The organism is Quadrisphaera granulorum (assembly GCF_003149145.1).
In the GTDB taxonomy this organism is placed as follows: domain Bacteria; phylum Actinomycetota; class Actinomycetes; order Actinomycetales; family Quadrisphaeraceae; genus Quadrisphaera; species Quadrisphaera granulorum.
In genome coordinates, this window is the sequence record NZ_QGDQ01000015.1 from 67,135 (window position 1) to 82,718 (window position 15,584).

General features: G+C 72.3%; 11 protein-coding genes. 7 read left to right on the top strand and 4 right to left on the bottom strand.

The genetic code is table 11. The annotated features are described in order from the left end of the window. Positions 1-55 precede the first annotated feature (55 nt). From glf to BXY45_RS12745, 4 genes are read left to right on the top strand one after another with little or no spacing between them, the layout of a single operon-like run. On the top strand, positions 56-1,249 hold the full coding sequence (glf, locus tag BXY45_RS12730) for a UDP-galactopyranose mutase (RefSeq protein WP_109774889.1): 1,194 nt from the start codon (positions 56-58) through the stop codon (positions 1,247-1,249). Next, on the top strand, positions 1,246-3,396 hold the full coding sequence (locus tag BXY45_RS12735) for a glycosyltransferase (protein WP_109774890.1): 2,151 nt from the start codon (positions 1,246-1,248) through the stop codon (positions 3,394-3,396). The genes glf and BXY45_RS12735 overlap by 4 nt, the downstream gene beginning before the upstream one ends. Next, positions 3,393-4,268: an ABC transporter permease gene (locus tag BXY45_RS12740; protein ID WP_109774891.1), complete on the top strand. Its 876-nt coding sequence runs from the start codon at positions 3,393-3,395 to the stop codon at positions 4,266-4,268. The genes BXY45_RS12735 and BXY45_RS12740 overlap by 4 nt, the downstream gene beginning before the upstream one ends. A 26-nt stretch (positions 4,269-4,294) precedes the next feature. After that, positions 4,295-5,053: an ABC transporter ATP-binding protein gene (locus BXY45_RS12745; protein WP_170131487.1), complete on the top strand. Its 759-nt coding sequence runs from the start codon at positions 4,295-4,297 to the stop codon at positions 5,051-5,053. Positions 5,054-5,107: 54 nt separating this feature from the next. On the opposite strand, the gene BXY45_RS12750 is transcribed toward BXY45_RS12745, so the two are convergent. Both BXY45_RS12750 and BXY45_RS12755 read right to left on the bottom strand, forming a co-directional pair. Then, entirely contained in the window at positions 5,108-5,425 is a 318-nt protein-coding gene (locus tag BXY45_RS12750; protein WP_109774892.1) for a hypothetical protein, read from the bottom strand. Positions 5,426-5,585: 160 nt separating this feature from the next. Beyond that, positions 5,586-8,927, bottom strand: coding sequence for an arabinosyltransferase domain-containing protein (locus tag BXY45_RS12755; protein ID WP_170131488.1), 3,342 nt, complete (start codon positions 8,925-8,927; stop codon positions 5,586-5,588). 162 nt (positions 8,928-9,089) lie between these two features. Between BXY45_RS12755 and BXY45_RS23305 the strand changes: the two genes are divergently transcribed. After that, positions 9,090-10,343 (top strand): polysaccharide biosynthesis protein, encoded by a 1,254-nt coding sequence (locus BXY45_RS23305; RefSeq protein ID WP_170131489.1) that lies wholly within the window; start codon positions 9,090-9,092, stop codon positions 10,341-10,343. Positions 10,344-10,462: 119 nt separating this feature from the next. Beyond that, positions 10,463-11,662 (top strand): glycosyltransferase, encoded by a 1,200-nt coding sequence (locus BXY45_RS12765; RefSeq protein ID WP_109774895.1) that lies wholly within the window; start codon positions 10,463-10,465, stop codon positions 11,660-11,662. Positions 11,663-11,909: 247 nt separating this feature from the next. Here BXY45_RS12765 and BXY45_RS12770 read toward each other — a convergent pair whose 3' ends face one another. Together BXY45_RS12770 and BXY45_RS12775 are read right to left on the bottom strand one after the other, a co-directional pair. Next, complete coding sequence (locus BXY45_RS12770) at positions 11,910-12,848, bottom strand: decaprenyl-phosphate phosphoribosyltransferase (protein ID WP_109774896.1); 939 nt, start codon at positions 12,846-12,848, stop codon at positions 11,910-11,912. After that, positions 12,845-13,372: a phosphatase PAP2 family protein gene (locus BXY45_RS12775; RefSeq protein WP_109774930.1), complete on the bottom strand. Its 528-nt coding sequence runs from the start codon at positions 13,370-13,372 to the stop codon at positions 12,845-12,847. Before BXY45_RS12775 ends, BXY45_RS12770 begins: the two co-directional genes overlap by 4 nt. A gap of 154 nt (positions 13,373-13,526) precedes the next feature. Here BXY45_RS12775 and BXY45_RS12780 point away from each other — a divergent pair, with 154 nt between their 5' ends. Beyond that, positions 13,527-15,527 carry a SpoIID/LytB domain-containing protein gene (locus BXY45_RS12780; RefSeq protein ID WP_109774897.1) on the top strand — a complete coding sequence of 667 codons (2,001 nt, stop codon included), beginning with the start codon at positions 13,527-13,529 and terminating at the stop codon, positions 15,525-15,527. Positions 15,528-15,584 lie beyond the last annotated feature (57 nt).

The window sequence follows — 15,584 nt, forward strand, 5'->3', positions numbered from 1 at the left end:
CGAGCCCGCCAGGATGCGCCGTTAGGGTGAGCCGGTCTACCGAGGTGGGAGTGTCGTGAACGCAGATCTGGTGGTCGTGGGCTCCGGCTTCTACGGCCTGACCGTGGCCCAGCGGTGCGCCGAGGAGCTCGGCCTGGAGGTGCTGGTCATCGACCGGCGCTCGCACATCGGCGGCAACGCCTACAGCGAGTTCGAGCCGGAGACCGGCGTGGAGGTGCACCGCTACGGCGCGCACCTGTTCCACACGAGCAACGAGCGGGTGTGGCAGCACGTCAACCGGTTCACGAGCTTCACCAACTACGTGCACAAGGTCTACTCGACCTTCAAGGGCGAGGTGTACCCGCTGCCGATCAACCTCGGCACCATCAACCAGTTCTTCCGCGCCGCGCACGGCCCCGACGCCGCCCGCGCTCTGGTCGCCGAGCTGGCTGGCGAGATCGACACGGCGAGCGCCTCCAACCTCGAGGAGAAGGCGATCTCCCTCATCGGGCGCCCGCTGTACGAGGCGTTCATCAAGGACTACACCGCCAAGCAGTGGCAGACCGACCCGCGCGACCTGCCCGCGGAGGTCATCTCCCGCCTCCCCGTGCGCTACACGTACGACAACCGGTACTTCAACGACACGTACGAGGGCCTGCCGACCAAGGGCTACACGGCGTGGCTGGAGAACCTGGCGGACCACCCGAAGATCACGGTGCAGCTCGACACCGACTTCCTCGACCTGTCGCAGCCGCTCAACAAGCGCGACGTCGTGGGCCAGGTGCCGGTCATCTACACCGGCCCGGTGGACGAGTACTTCGACAACGTCGAGGGCGCGCTCAGCTGGCGCACGCTCGACTTCGAGCAGGAGGTCGTGCCCACGCGCGACTTCCAGGGCTGCCCGGTCATGAACTACGCCGGTGACGAGGTGCCCTACACGCGCATCCACGAGTTCCGGCACTTCCACCCGGAGCGCGAGGCCCAGCACTCCCAGGACAAGACGGTCATCATGCGGGAGTTCTCCCGCTTCGCCGCCAAGGGTGACGAGCCGTACTACCCGGTGAACACCTCCGAGGACCGCCAGCGCCTGCTGGCCTACCGCGACCTCGCCAAGGGCGAGACGGGCACGATCTTCGGCGGCCGCCTGGGTACCTACAAGTACCTCGACATGCACATGGCGATCGGTGCGGCGCTGAGCACGTTCGACAACAAGCTCGCCCCGCACTTCACCAAGGGCGAGCCGCTGGTCTCCGGCGGGGTGGACGCATGACGACGGCGACCTCCAAGGGCACCCCGACGGGCGCGTCGAAGAACACGGCGACGACGACGGCGGGCGCCGGCAGCGCAGCGCCGGCGAAGGCCTCCGCCGAGCGGGTGCTGCAGCGTGTGGTGCTCCCGCTCGACGGCGACCAGGACGTGCTCCCCCTCTACGTCGACGGCCAGCTCATGGCTGCGCCGCGCCTCGGCGCAGGGCCCGCCAACCCGAACGCCGTCCAGGCGACCGTGGCGGCCCCCGGCACGGCGCCCACCACCGACCAGGTGCTCGGGCGCACGCGCTTCTGCGTGCCGATCGGTGAGCGTGCCTCCTTCGCGACGTACTTCAATGCCTTCCCCGCCAGCTACTGGCGCCGCTTCAGCGTGGTCTCGGTGGTGCGCCTGTCGGTGAAGACCACCGGCTCGGGGACCGTGGTCGTGTACCGCTCCAACGCCAAGGGCAACGTGCAGCGCGTCTCCGCCGTGGCCGTCGAGGCCAAGGGCGGTCCCACGACCACGACCTTCGACCTGCCGCTGAAACCGTTCACCGATGGCGGCTGGTACTGGTTCGACCTGCACGCCGGCTCCGACGACCTGGTGATGGAGGAGGCCGCCTGGACGACGTCGCCCACCGCGCCGATCTCGCCCGAGCTCGCCGCGAAGCGCGGCAGCGTCGTCGTCACCATCACCACCCTCAACCGGCCCGACTACTGCTCGCGCCTGCTGCGTACCCTCGGCGAGGCCGTGCAGCCCGGTGGCGGGCTCGACGGGATCGTTGCCGAGGTGGTCTGCACCGACCAGGGCACGCAGCTCGTCTCCGACGACGTCGAGGCCTTCCCCGACGCGCAGCGCCTCCTGGGCGACAAGCTCACCGTCATCCGCCAGGCCAACCTCGGCGGCTCCGGCGGGTTCTCCCGCGGCATGTACGAGGGGCTGCAGCGCGGCCACGACTACGTGCTCCTCCTCGACGACGACGTCATGGTCGAGCCCGAGGGCATCGCCCGCGGCGCAGCCTTCGCCGACCTCGCCAAGACGCCCACCATCGTGGGCGGCCACATGTTCTCGATGTACCAGCGCACGTTGCTCAACGCCTGGGCCGAGGGCGTGCAGCGGTGGAAGTTCTGGTGGGGCCCCTCGGGCGCCTCCGAGCCCAACCACGACCTCGGCATGCAGAACCTGCGGTCCACGCCGTGGCTGCACCGCCGCTTCGACGTCGACTACAACGGCTGGTGGATGTGCCTCATCCCCACCTCCGTCATCCGGCAGCTGGGCCTGTCCCTGCCGATCTTCATCAAGTGGGACGACGCCGAGTACGGCCTGCGCGCGCAGGACGCCGGCATCCCCACCGCCTCCTTCCCCGGCATGGCCGTGTGGCACATCCCGTGGACCGACAAGGACGACGGCATCGACTGGCAGGCGTACTACCACGCGCGCAACCGGGTGGTCGCGGCGCTGCTGCACTCCCCGTACCCGCGAGGCGGCAACGTGGTCCGCGAGCTGCTCATGACGCAGCTCAAGCACCTGCTGTCCATGCAGTACTCCGCGGCGGAGCTGCGCCTGGAAGCCCTGGAGGACGTCTTCGCCGGGCCGCAGGGCATGCACGAGCAGCTGCCGACCAAGCTCCCGCACATCCGCGCCGTCCGAGCGAAATACTCCGACGCCGTCTACAAACCCGAGGCCACCGACTTCCCGGCTCGCAAGCGCAAGAAGCCGCCGCGCAAGGGCCGCGAGGCCGAAGTGCCGAAGGGCCGCCTCGCGGTGCTCAAGACGGCGGTCGTCGGCATCGTCAAGCAGGGGCGCTCCGTCGACTCTCTGGCGCAGAGCAACCCGCAGGCCGCCGTCGCCCACCAGGACGCGCGCTGGTGGATGCTCAGCCAGTACGACTCGGCGCTCGTCTCCGCCGCCGACGGGACCGGCATGGCCTGGTACCGCCGCGACCGGGGCCGCTTCATCGACCTCGTGCGCCGCAGCACCGCGCTGCACGAGCGGCTGGCCCGTGAGTGGCCGGAGCTCGCGGCGACCTACCGCGCGGCGCTGCCCGACCTCGTGAGTCCGCAGGCCTGGGAGAAGACCTTCCACGGCACGCCGGTCGCTGCGCCGGCCTCGGCTCAGCCCGCTCAGCCCGCTCAGTCAGCCCAGTCAGCTCCGTCGACGAAGCAGTGAGCGCCCCCGCCCCGCTGGTCGACCAGCCCTGGACCGAACCGGGCAAGGGCGCTGGCCTGCTCGACGTCGTCCGGCGCCGGTACCTGCTGAAGCTGCTCGTCCGCAAGGAGCTGCGGGTCCGCTACCGCGGGTCCGTGCTCGGGCTGGCGTGGAGCTACGTCAAGCCGGGCGTGCAGTACGTCGTCTACTTCCTCGCGCTGGGGATCTTCCTCAACCTGCGCGGGTCCATCGAGGACTACCCGGTGTATCTGTTCTCCGGGCTCGTCGTCGTGAACTTCTTCACCGAGGCCTTCGGCAACGCGACCCGGGCTGTGGTGTGGAACGCGCCGCTGGTCAAGAAGATCTTCCTGCCGCGGGAACTGTTCCCCGTGGCCAGCGTGTGGGTGGCCGGGGTGCACTTCGTGCCGCAGGTCGTGGTGCTGCTCATCGGCGCGGTCATCTCGGGCTGGCGTCCGCAGGTGCTGCCGCTGGTCGGCGCCGTCCTCGCCACCCTCATCATCGCCGCGCTCGCCACCGGCCTCGGGTTGCTGTTCGGCTCTCTCAACGTCGTGTTCCGCGACATGGAGAATTTCGTCGACCTCGCCAACATGGTGGTCGTCTGGCTCTCGCCGGTGCTGTACCGGTGGGACCAGGTGGCCTCGGCCGTGCCCGCGTGGGTCGCGACCGTGTACCAGCTGAACCCCATCACGGTGGCCGTGGAGCTGTACCACTACGCGTTCTGGTGGCCGGGCACGGTCAACACCCCGGCGACGGCGCTCCCGCCGGACCTGCTGGTCAACTCCCTGGTGGCCGTGGTGGTCGCCGCCGTCGTCCTCGTCGCCGGGCAGCTGGTGTTCCGGCGGGTCGAAGGACGCTTCGCCATCGACCTGTGAGCGGGAGCCCCAGCATCATGACCTCGATGAGCACCACGAGCAGCGCGCCGCGGGCCGCAGGGCCGAACGCGCGCATCGTCGTCGACGACGTCCGCATGCAGTTCGTGCTGCGCCACAACCGCTCCCTCAAGGAGCTGGCGATGGCGATGGTGCGCGGCAAGGACCTCGGCAACACGTTCATGGCCCTGGACGGCGTCTCGCTCCAGGTCGACTCCGGCGAGACCGTCGCGCTGCTGGGCCACAACGGCTCCGGCAAGTCGACGCTGCTCAAGCTCATCTCCGGCGTCATGCACCCGACGTCGGGTTCCGTGCGGTTGCGCGGGCGGATCGCCGGGCTCATCGAGGTGGGCGCCGGCTTCCACCCCGACCTCACGGGCCGCGAGAACGTCTACCTCAACGGCGCGATCCTCGGCATGGACGAGCCGTCGATCAGGGCGCGGTTTGACGAGATCGTCGCGTTTAGCGAGATCGAGAGGTTCATCGACACCGAGGTCAAGCACTACTCCTCGGGCATGTTCCTGCGGCTGGCGTTCTCCGTGGCGGTGCACACCGACCCGGAGATCTTCCTCATCGACGAGATCCTCTCCGTCGGCGACGAGCCGTTCCAGCGCAAGTGCCTCGACAGGATCCGCGAGCTCAAGGACGAGGGCCGCACGCTCGTCGTCGTCTCCCACGACCTCAACATGGTCTCCGAGCTGTGCTCGCGCGGGATCGTGCTGCAGCGCGGCAACCAGGTCTTCGACGGCACGGCGGCCGACGCCGTCGCCCACCTGCGCTCCCTCTGACCCCTTTTTTTTCGCACTTTCCGCGGCAAGTGCGTAGAGGGGAGGGCGGCGGGGTCAGCAGCGCAGCGCCTCGTAGACGCGGGCCGGGCCGAGGTCACCGCGGCGCGCCCCATCGGCCACGGGGCCGACGACGACGTCGAAGGTTCCGCCGCGTCCGTCCTCCTGGACGAGGCGGGTAAGGCGATCCACGGCGCGGCTGCGGTCAGCGGGGGCCAGGTCGGGCGTCGTCAGGGTGCGCGCCGCGGTGCAGGCCGCTGCCCACGCGTCGTCGCTGCCGTCGCCGACCGTCGCCAGAGAAGGGGCCGAGCACGCCGCGGTGCCTCCGAGGAGGACGACGAGGACGACGGCCGCAGCGGCTGCGCGGAGCTTCACACCCCTTCATGTCCGGACGGAGCCCGATGTCACACCTGATGGCCCGCCATTTCGCGTGATCTGCATCACGCCTGGCGGATCCGTCGCGCAGCCGAGCGCCCCGTTGCGGTTCCAGGGCCCCCGGGAACCGCAGCCGAGCGCTTGTTTGCGGTTCGGGGCGTCACCCCAGCGACGGGACCGTCGGACCCTGCCAGCCCGGAGACGTCTCCGGCTCGAGAGTGAGGTCGTAGGCGGCCGCGGGGTAGGGGTACGTCATCCGCACCACCTGCCCCCACTGGTCGATGTTCTGCCGCGCGTCCTCGTAGGCGAACTCGCTGACGGGCTCGAACAGCGTGGAGGCGTCGGGCAGCGGCGCGGCGATGCCGCCGCGGCCGTACTGCCAGATCGAGTCGTTGGTGCCCTCCAGCGCCTGCGCCCCCCACAGCACCGCGTACTCGGGCCGCTCCACGATGCCGCGGGCGATGGTCGGCTGCCGCTGGCAGCTGAACAGGTAGGTGAACTGCCACGAGACCACGGTCACGGCGTCGCGGGGGATCCAGTCCTTGAGGAGCACCGGCGGCTGCGCCACCGGCGCGGACACCGCGAGCCACCCGCCGGTGCCGCCCGAGGCGTCGCGCGCGACCAGGCGCACCGCGTCGGCGCCGCCGCGCGCGTCCTGCCCGGGCCGCAGCAGCATGATCGAGCGCCACTCAGGCGAGGTCGGGATGCCGTCGTCGATCTCCCGGGTGCGCAGTACCTCCACCGAACCATCGCCGTTTCGCTTGCCGTACTGCACCTCGAGGGAGTTGCCCAGCTCCAGGCTGCCGGCCACGGTGATGGTCACGTAGTCGTCGCGGATCGCCTCGGAGCGGCCGCTGAGGTCGTACCAGCCGGTGGTCAGCTGACCGGTGCCGTCGTCGCCGGCGCGGGTGAGGCTGCCCCAGACCTGGGTGAACGGGCCCTCACCCGGCGTCCCCGGCAGCGGGTCGCCCTGCCACCAGCCGCCGAGCGCGTCGAAGCCGTCCACCTGGGCGCGCCCCGCCGCACCCGGCAGGGACGGCAGCGGCGTCGAGCGGTCGGGGTCGGCCACCTGCACCGCGGAGGCGGCGTCGCAGCGCTCGTTGAACGGGTCGCGCAGAGCCGACGCGCCGGGGGAGTAGGTGTTCCAGGTGCCGTACGCCGTGGCCGCGAAGGTGCCGCCGAGCACCGCCGTGGTCGCCCCGAGGACGACGACGGCGGTAGCCGCCGCCCCCACCACGAGAAAGTCCGGTTGCTGCGGCGCGGTGGTGGCGGTGGCGGCCGCCTTCTCGCTCGCGCGGCGCGCTCGGTCCCGCACCACCAGGAAGGCGACGAGGACGACGACGGCGGCGACCAGCGCCCACAGCGCGGGCGAGCTCAGCGGTCCCTTGCCGACGAGGCGGTCTTCCTGGAAGGGCATCCCGACGAGCCAGTTGTACGGCCACAGGTTGGGCCCGCGGAACGACAGCGCGGCCATCGCGACCACCGCCGCGAGCAGCCCCAGCCGCGGCGCGAGCGCGGTGCGCGCCCACACCCGGCCCGCCACCGGCGGCCCGACGAGCACGAGCACCACGACCAGCAGCGGCATCAGCCCCGACAGGCTGCCGAAGTGGTGCGTCCACTTGCTGGGGGTGATCCACAGGGCGAGGTAGGCCACCAGGCCGGTGATGCCGAGCGTGCCCAGCTCCGCCGGCAGCACCGCCGCGCCGGTACCGCTGGGCCCGCGGCGACGGGCGGCCGCCGTCAGGAGCAGCGCGCACAGCACCGCGAGCAGCCCGAGCAGCACGGTCGTCCGCTTGGCGTACGCGCCCATGGGGATGTTCGGGTTGAGCAGAAAGCTGTACCTGACGTACTCGTCGGTCCAGCGCAGCGGCTCCTCGATGGCCGTGAAGACGCGGCGGCCCTCGCGGTAGTCGAACAGCGTGCCGTCGGCGAAGCCGCCGGCGCTCGCCATCGCGCCCGGCGCGATGACGGCGAGTGCGCGCACCCACCCGGACACCCGGCCCACCCCGGCGGCCGCGCCCGGGCTGACCAGCGCCCACATCCGGGGCAGGTAGGCCACCAGCGGAGCGACCGCCACCAGGCCGGTGGGGTGCGACGCGCACGAGAACGCGGCCAGCACCACGGCCACCGCCAGCGGCAGGAGGCGCCGGGACCGGAGAGCGGTGAGGACGCCGACCAGCGTCCACGCCGACAGCGCCGCCACGACGCCCTCGGGCCGCACCCCCATCACGAACGGGGCCGACGCCGCCGCGTACGCCACCACGAGCAGCCACACCGCGCGGTGCTTCGCGCCACCGGTCTGCGTGGCGGTGCTGCCGCCGCGCCGCCACGACGGCACGAGGGGCAGCACGAGGTCGAGCGCGCGGCGCAGCGCGAACCACGTCGCCACACAGAGCAGGAACGCCGGCACCCGCAGGAACAGGGGACCGCTGCCCAGCTGCTCCCACCATGACAGCGCGTACCAGGGCCACGTCAACGGCACGAAGGACTGGTCGTACAGCTGGTAGTACTGCCCGACGAAGCCGCTGGCCGGCACGTTGCGTGCCATCGCCGCGTAGTAGCCGTCGTCGTCGGTCATGGGGGCCAGTGCCGTCCACAGCGCCAGCCCGACGACGACGGCGACGTGCGCCGTCACCGGACGCAGCGTCGACCGCCAGCGCGGCAGCACCGACGACTGCTCGAGCGTGACCGCGCCGGACCTGGCCGCCGAGCCCTCCGGTGCGGCAGCCGCCCGCGCTGCGGCGCTGGCCGCGGCATCGACCGAGCCATTGGGGGAGTCGCCCGCGGCGGCAGGACCCGCGCGAGCCGGACGGCCTCGCCGGTCCAGCAGCCACACACCGCCGAGGAGCAGCAGGCCGCTCGCCACGAGCAGCCCCACGAGCACGAGCTTGAACGGCGTGGGGGAGCTGGCGAACTCGTCGTCCACGGCCACCTGCACCCGCAGCTGCTGCCCGGACCCGGCCGTCGCGCCGGTGACGTCGCTGACGAGGGAGTCCACGCGAGGGTGGGTGTCGTCGCGCTCGCCGACCTGCTCGCCGTCGGCCGTGACGACCAGCCGCTCGTCGCGCAGGTCGGCCACGACGTCGCAGTCACCGCTGGTGGGGACGCCGACGTCCGCCACCTGGTCACCCTCCGCGGAGAGCACCGCCCGCCCGTCGCGGACCTCCCAGATGAGCGACTTCTGCGTGGCCCGGGCCACGTCGGGGCGCTGGGTGGAGAACAGCACGCCGTCGGGGGTCGCCTCCGCGGACCGGAGCGCGGCGCAGTTCGCGGTGATCCGCATCGCCGAGGGCGTCTGCGCGGCGAGCACGAGGCTGCTGCTGACCGGCGCGGCCGGGTCCTGCGGCCACGACACGACGGGACGCTCGTGACGCACCGGCGCCAGAGGCAGCGCCGCAGCGCACACCAGCGCCACGAGCCCCAGCAGGGCGAGCAGCGGCAGCAGCGGGTCGAGGCGGCGGCCCGCCGTCGTCGTCGTCGGACCCCCCACTGCCTGTGCCACGCTCCTACCGGTGACCGGCGCCACGGGCGCCAGGTGCTGTGTCGTCGGTCGATGTCCGTCGATGCTGATGCTTGAGCACGCCACGGTAACGGGCCTTCCCGTGCGGACAGGCCAGGCACGGCGGGAGCCGGTCAGGCGAGGTGGCCCGTAGGGTGGCCGCTCGTGCGCGGCGGCTTCCTGGGCGTGGCGGTGGCCACCGCCGTCGCCGCCGTCTTCACGCTCCTGCTCAACGCCGCCGTCTTCCGCGGATCCACCACCGAAGCGCAGCAGGCTGCCTTCACCGTCTTCTGGTACGGCGCGCTCATCGTGAGCTTCGGGGTGTTCCTGCCGCTGGAGCAGGTGGTGTCCCGCGCAGCCTCCGAAGGGCGCCTGCGAGGCGCGACGGTGGTGCGGCCCGCGCTGGTGCTGCTCGTGGTGGCCGTGGGTGGCGTGCTGCTCGCCTCGCCCCTGCTCGGCAACGACGCCGGCACGCGCACCTGGGTGGTTGTGGCCCTGGTGACCCTGTCGGGCATCAGCGCACTGCAGTACGCGGCGCGTGGCCTGGCCCTGGGGCGCGGCCGGATGGGTCCCTACGCCGCCGCGCTCGCGGCCGACGCGGTGCTGCGGGGCCTCGCCGCGACGCTCGTCACGGTGCTCGTCTTCCAGCCACCGGCGTGGCTGTTCGCGGTGTTCGTGCTGGCCAGCGCTCTGCTCGCGCACGTCGGCCTGCTGCTGGTGCTGCGTCGCCAGTCCGCCGGGGTGACCGCCGCATCGATCGCTGGGCCGGTCGCTGGGGGAGCTGCGGGCACGCCCATGACGCGGGCGGCGCTGACGTTGCTCGGGGCAAGCGTCGCCGGGCAGCTCCTCCTCAACGCCGGGCCGATCGCCGTCGGGCTGGAGCCGGGCAAGGAGGCCGTGATCGCCGCCTACGGTGCGGCGTTCACGCTGGCCCGGGCGCCGCTGTTCGTGGTCGTCCCCGCCCAGGCGGTGCTCGTGCCACCGCTGACGCGGATGGTTGCCGAGGGGCGCCTGCACGAGCTGCGCGTGCGGATGGCCCAGTTCTCCGCGGCAGTGGTGCTCGTCGCAGCGGTCGGTGCCGGGGTCGGGGGGCTGCTGGCGCGGCCGGCGATGGATCTCTTCACCAAGGGCCAGCTCCAGGTGCCGCCCGGGCTCATGGCGCTCATGGTCGGCGGCTGTCTCGTGCACGCCGGGCTCGTCGTGGGCACGCAGGCGCTCGTGGCCACCGGCAAGGAGCGGGCGGTGCTCACCTGCTGGATCGCAGGGCTCGTGGTGGCGGCGGCGTGGATCGCCGTGGCGCAGCTCGGGTTCGGCGTCACGGCCTCCTGGGGCGTGGCAGGCGGGTTCACCGCGGGCTCGGCGGCGGCGTGGCTGCTGTCGGTGCTGGTGCTCGTGCAGCGCCCCCACCCCCGCCCGTGATCATGCACTCTGCGCGCACCTGGACTCACGACCTCCATGAGCGTCCCTCGCCCCCGCGGCAGAAGACCTCGACCGTCGTCGCTGCGGTCGCGGGCGTGCCCAGCCGCTAGCGTGCACGAATGCCCGCGTTGCCCCGAGTGTCCGTGCTGCCGCCGCCCGCCCCCGCCGGCTCGCGTCCACCGGACGTTGTCATGGGCCTCACCTACTACACGCCGTACGTCTCCGGGCTGACCAACGCCGCTCGCGACGTCGCCGAGGGCCTCGTCCGCCGCGGACGCTCCGTCACGGTGGTCACGACCCGCCATGACGACACGCTGCCCGTCGAAGAGGTCGTCAACGGCGTCCGGGTGCTGCGCGCTCCCGTCGTCGCCCGGGTCGGCAAGGGCACCATCGCCCCCGCGCTCCCGGTGTGGCTGGCGGCCGTCGCCAAGGGTGCCGGCGTGGTCAACCTCCACCTGCCGCTGCTGGAGGCCGGCGTGCTCGCGGCGGCCGCTCGCGGGGCGGGCGCGCCCGTCGTCCTGACCTACCAGTGCGACGTCGACCTGCCGCCCGGCATCGCCGGGGAGGTGCAGAAGGTCGTCGTCGACGCCTCCTCGCGCGTCGCCATGCGCCTGGCCACCACGGTCTGCACCACCTCGATCGACTACGCCGAGCACAGCCGCCTGTTCGCGTCGATGCGCGGCAAGGTCGAGGGCATCCCCGCCGCCTGCCACGACAGGTCCGGCGGCACCCCCCGCTTCCGCGACGGTGAGGGCTTCCACGTGGGCTTCCTCGGCCGGATCGTCGAGGAGAAGGGCGTGCCGTGGCTGGTCGAGGGGTTCAGGGCTCTCGACGACGACGACGCGCGCCTCATCATCGCTGGTGACTTCGCCAAGATCGCGGGCGGCAGCGTCATCGAGGAGGTCCGCACGGCCATCGGCGGCGACGACAGGATCCGCGTGCTCGGCTTCGTCCCGGACGAGGCGCTGCCCGACCTTTACGCCTCCATCGACGCGTTCGCGCTGCCGTCGGTCAACGCCTTCGAGGCGTTTGGCATCGTGCAGGTGGAGGCGATGATGCTGGGCGTCCCGGCGCTGGCGTCGGACCTGCCGGGTGTCCGGGTGCCGGTGCAGCGGGTGGGGGAAGGTGTCATCGTGCCGCCCCGCGACGCCCCGGCGATCACCCGCGGGCTGCAGCAGCTGCGCGACCAGCATGTCGCGGCGTCGATCGACAGGCCGGCGCTGGCGGCGCGGGCGCGGGAGATCTACGGGGTGGAGCTCACGGTCGACGCCTACGAGCGCGTCTTCGACGCCGCCCGGGATGCAGCCAGCCGCCGCTGACCCGTGGTGGCCACCCCATGATCTCCGTGATCATGGACAGTCGGCCACCTCGCTGCCGTCATGGACTTCCCAGACGCCGTGGCTGGGGTGGCCGCCGCATCAATGGGGCAATCTCGGCGGCGAAGGGGCACGCGGTGTGCCCCGGAGCCTCCCTGGAGGAAGGTGGAGCACCTGTGCACGGCGCGGAGCGATGATCATGGCCGGAAAGTGCTCCGGAAGTTCATGATCACGGACGGAGGAGGGAGGGTCAGGTGTAGACGCCGAGGGCGAAGGTCGCCACCCACGCCAGCGCCACCACCTGAAGCACCCGGTCACGAAGGGCGATGTCCTCCGGGGCGCCCGCGCGGCCGCCGTCCACGTCAACCGCGTACCGCAGCACCGCCAGCACGAACGGCACGATGGAGATGGCCGACCATGTCGAGCCGCCCGCGGAGACGACGGACGCGTCGCCCTCGCGGATCTCGAACGCCCACAGCGCGTATGCCGTGACCATGACGCTGGCAGCGAGGCTCCACACGAACCGCAGGTAGCTCTGTGAGTACCGCAGCAGCGACGCCCGCGTGGTGCCGCCGGCGGCCTCGGCCAGCTTCATCTCGCTGTACCGCTTGCCGGCCACCATGAACAGCGACCCGAACGCCGTGACCAGCAGGAACCACTGCGAAAGCGTGATGCCGCTGGCCACGCCACCGGCGATGGCCCGCAGTAGGAACCCCGAGGCGACGATGGCGATGTCGAGCACCGGCTCGTGCTTGAGGCGCACGCAGTACGCCACCTGCACGGCGAGGTAGACGCCCATGAGCACCACGAGCTCGGTGGTGGCCAGCGCCGCGACCCCCAGGGAGGCCACCGCCAGGACCACCGCGCTTGCTGCGGCTGCCGGCACCGGCACCACACCCGCGGCGATGGGGCGGTTCCGCTTGGTGGGGTGAGCGCGGTCGGCCTCGACGTCGAGGGTGTCGTTGAGGAGGTAGACCGCGGACGCAGCCAGGCAGAAGCTCACGAAGGCGAAGGCCGTCGTGCGGATGACGTCGACGTCGGTCACGAGCCCGGCGGCCAGCGGAGCGGCCCCCACCAGTACGTTCTTCACCCACTGGCGCGGGCGCATGGTGCGCAGCACGCCGAGCGCGGCGCCCTGCGGGGTGCGGCGCACGGGGGTCTGCGCCGACAGGCGCTGGCCGGAGCTCACCGAGCGCCACCCTTCGCCGCGACGAGCCGGTCGGTGATCACGCCTGTCAGGGCGCCGACGAGGACGTCGGTGGGGAAGTGCAGCCCCAGCAGCACCCGCGAGACCCCCTGGGCGGGGACGACGACGGGGGCCAGCGGCAGGCGCAGCAGCCGGCCGTAGGCCAGCGCTGCCGCCGTCGTCGAGGCTGCGTGGGAGGAGGGGAAGCTCAGGCGGCTGGGGGAGGTGGAGCGCACCTGCACCGCGGCGTCGGCCGGTGAGCCGTTGGTCCCGGGTCGCAGGCGACGCACCACGCGCTTGAGGACGACGGTGGCCGCGTGAGCGCCGAGCACGGACACCAGAGCCCGCGTCCACTCCGGTCGGCGACCCTTGTCGAGCAGCCACCCGGCGGCGCCGATGGCCACCCAGCCGGCCGCGTGGTCACCGAAGTGCCCGAGCTGTGTGGCGGCGGCGATGACTCCCGGTTGCCGGGTCCGGCGCTGCAGGGCCACGAGCAGGGAGGTCTCGGCGCCTCTCAGCGAAAGCATCTCGCGGGACGTCACGTCCTGGGACAGTACCCGGTGGGACGTGTGAGGTCCCCCGACCGGCCGGCGGCTCCAAGGCCCTGGTCGCCCAGACGAGTGACGCTCCGTGTTGACGTCGGCGGTCAAGGCTGCCTCCAGACCTGCCGAGGTGATAGCTGTGCACCACCAGTCCCCGTCCGCCCCCCGCCATGCCCCCCGCCATGCGCGCCGCCCCGAGCGCCCCTCCGAGGGCAGCTCTGAGCGCAGTGGCGCACGCCACCGCCGTGGCCGCTGGTGGCACAAGCCGGCGGCGCTGCTGGCCGTGGTGGCTGCCGCCGCGGGAGCGGTACAGCTGGGTCACGGCGAGGCCGCCGAGGCCGCCACCAGCCAGGTCACCCTCACGGGTCACGGCTTCGGCCACGGCCGAGGGCTGAGCCAGTGGGGCTCCTACGGTTACGCCGTCGACAAGGGCTGGGACTCCGGGCGGATCCTCGACCACTACTACGGCGGCACCAAGCCCGGCACAGTCGGCGACGACGAGATCTCCGTCCGTCTCATGGGCGTCGACGGCGCACAGACGATCATGCTGACGTCCGGCGCGGACTTCTACGTCAACGACCTCTTCATCGGCGCCGGCAGCGGCGCGCGCTTCACCCGACAGAACGGCACGTGGATCCTCACGACCACCCTCGGCGGCTGCAAGGGCACCGACAGCTTCGGCCCGTGGGACATGGGCGCCAACCCTGCGGTCTGGCTGGCGAACGATGCCGGCGAGGACCGCTCCAAGATGTTCACGGTCTGCAACAACGGCTTGCAGTACCGCGGCAACTTCCGCCCCGCCATCGACAGCACCGGCGGCACTCACCTGGTGAACTTCGTGCGCCTGGAGCAGTACCTGCGCGGCGTCGTGCCCGCGGAGTCTCCGGCCGCCTGGGGTGACGCCGGGGGCGGCGCCGGCATGGCCGCGCTCGAGGCGCAGGCCGTGGCGGCCCGCTCCTACTCCCGCGCGGAGAACCGCTACTCCTACGCGCAGACCTGCGACACCACCGCGTGCCAGGTGTACGGGGGCGTGGCGCGCGAGGACCGCCGCACCGACACCGCGATCCGCAACACCGCCGGTGTGGTCCGCCGTGACAGCAAGGGCGGCGTCGTCCGCACCGAGTTCAGCGCGTCGACCGGCGGCTGGACGGCGGGCGGCGCGTTCCCCGCTGTCGAAGACCTCGGTGACTCCCGCTCGCCGCACCACGACTGGAAGGTCGTCGTCGACGGCCCGGCCATCAGCCGCGCGTGGCCGCAGATCGGCGCCTTCAGCAGCATGCAGGTCACCGCGCGTAACGGTCTCGGTGACGACGGCGGCCGCGCCACCAAGGTGGTCGTGACCGGTAGCTCCGGGTCGGTGACCACCACGGGCAACGACGTCCGCAGCAAGCTCGGCCTGAAGTCGGACTGGTTCTCCGTGATCACTCCGTCGAGCCAGTCGTGGATGCTGCGCGGCTCCACCGACGGTGGCGAGCCCGCGATCACCGCCCGCTTCGGCGGCCCGAAGGACACCACCCTCGCCTGTGACTTCGCCGGTGACGGCCGCGACGGGCTCACGAGCTACCGCAACGGGGTCTGGACGATGCGCGAGAGCGCCTCCACGCCCGACCCGAACGCGGTAACCCCCGCTGACGCGACCATCTCCTACGGCGCCGGCTGGATGCTGCCGGTCTGCGGTGACTGGGACGGCGACGGCAAGGACGGCGTCGGCGTCTACGACACCCGCACCGGCACCTGGTACCTGCGCAACTCCTTCTCCGCCGGAGACGCCGAGATCAAGGTCCAGTACGGCTGGAGCGCCGCGCTGCCCGTCGTCGGCGACTGGGACGGCGACGGCAAGGACTCCCTCGGCGTCTACGCCGGGGGCACGTGGATGGTCCGCAACAGCACCACCCCGGGACGCCCTGACACCACGGTCCAGTACGGCTGGCAAGGCGCCACGCCGGTCTCGGGTGACTGGGACGGCGCCGGCCGATCTGGTATCGGCGTGTTCTCCGGCGGACGGTGGTTGCTCCGTGACACCGTGTCACCGGGCGACCCGGATCGAGCCTTCGACTACGGGGTGCCCGGAGACGCCCCCGTCGTCGGCCGATGGACCGCAGGCTCGGACGGCGCCGGCATCACCCGTCCGACCGCCTGAGCCGTCCCGCACGAGCACCCCACCCGCCGACCGAGACGACCCGGCTCCCGCCCGCCC

Coding starts and splice junctions, on each gene's coding strand:
- BXY45_RS12735 (WP_109774890.1), top strand. CDS start 1,246: ATGACGACGGCGACCTCCAAGGGCACCCCGACGGGCGCGTCGAAGAAC.
- BXY45_RS12745 (WP_170131487.1), top strand. CDS start 4,295: ATGAGCACCACGAGCAGCGCGCCGCGGGCCGCAGGGCCGAACGCGCGC.
- BXY45_RS12765 (WP_109774895.1), top strand. CDS start 10,463: ATGCCCGCGTTGCCCCGAGTGTCCGTGCTGCCGCCGCCCGCCCCCGCC.
- BXY45_RS12775 (WP_109774930.1), bottom strand. CDS start 13,372: ATGCTTTCGCTGAGAGGCGCCGAGACCTCCCTGCTCGTGGCCCTGCAG.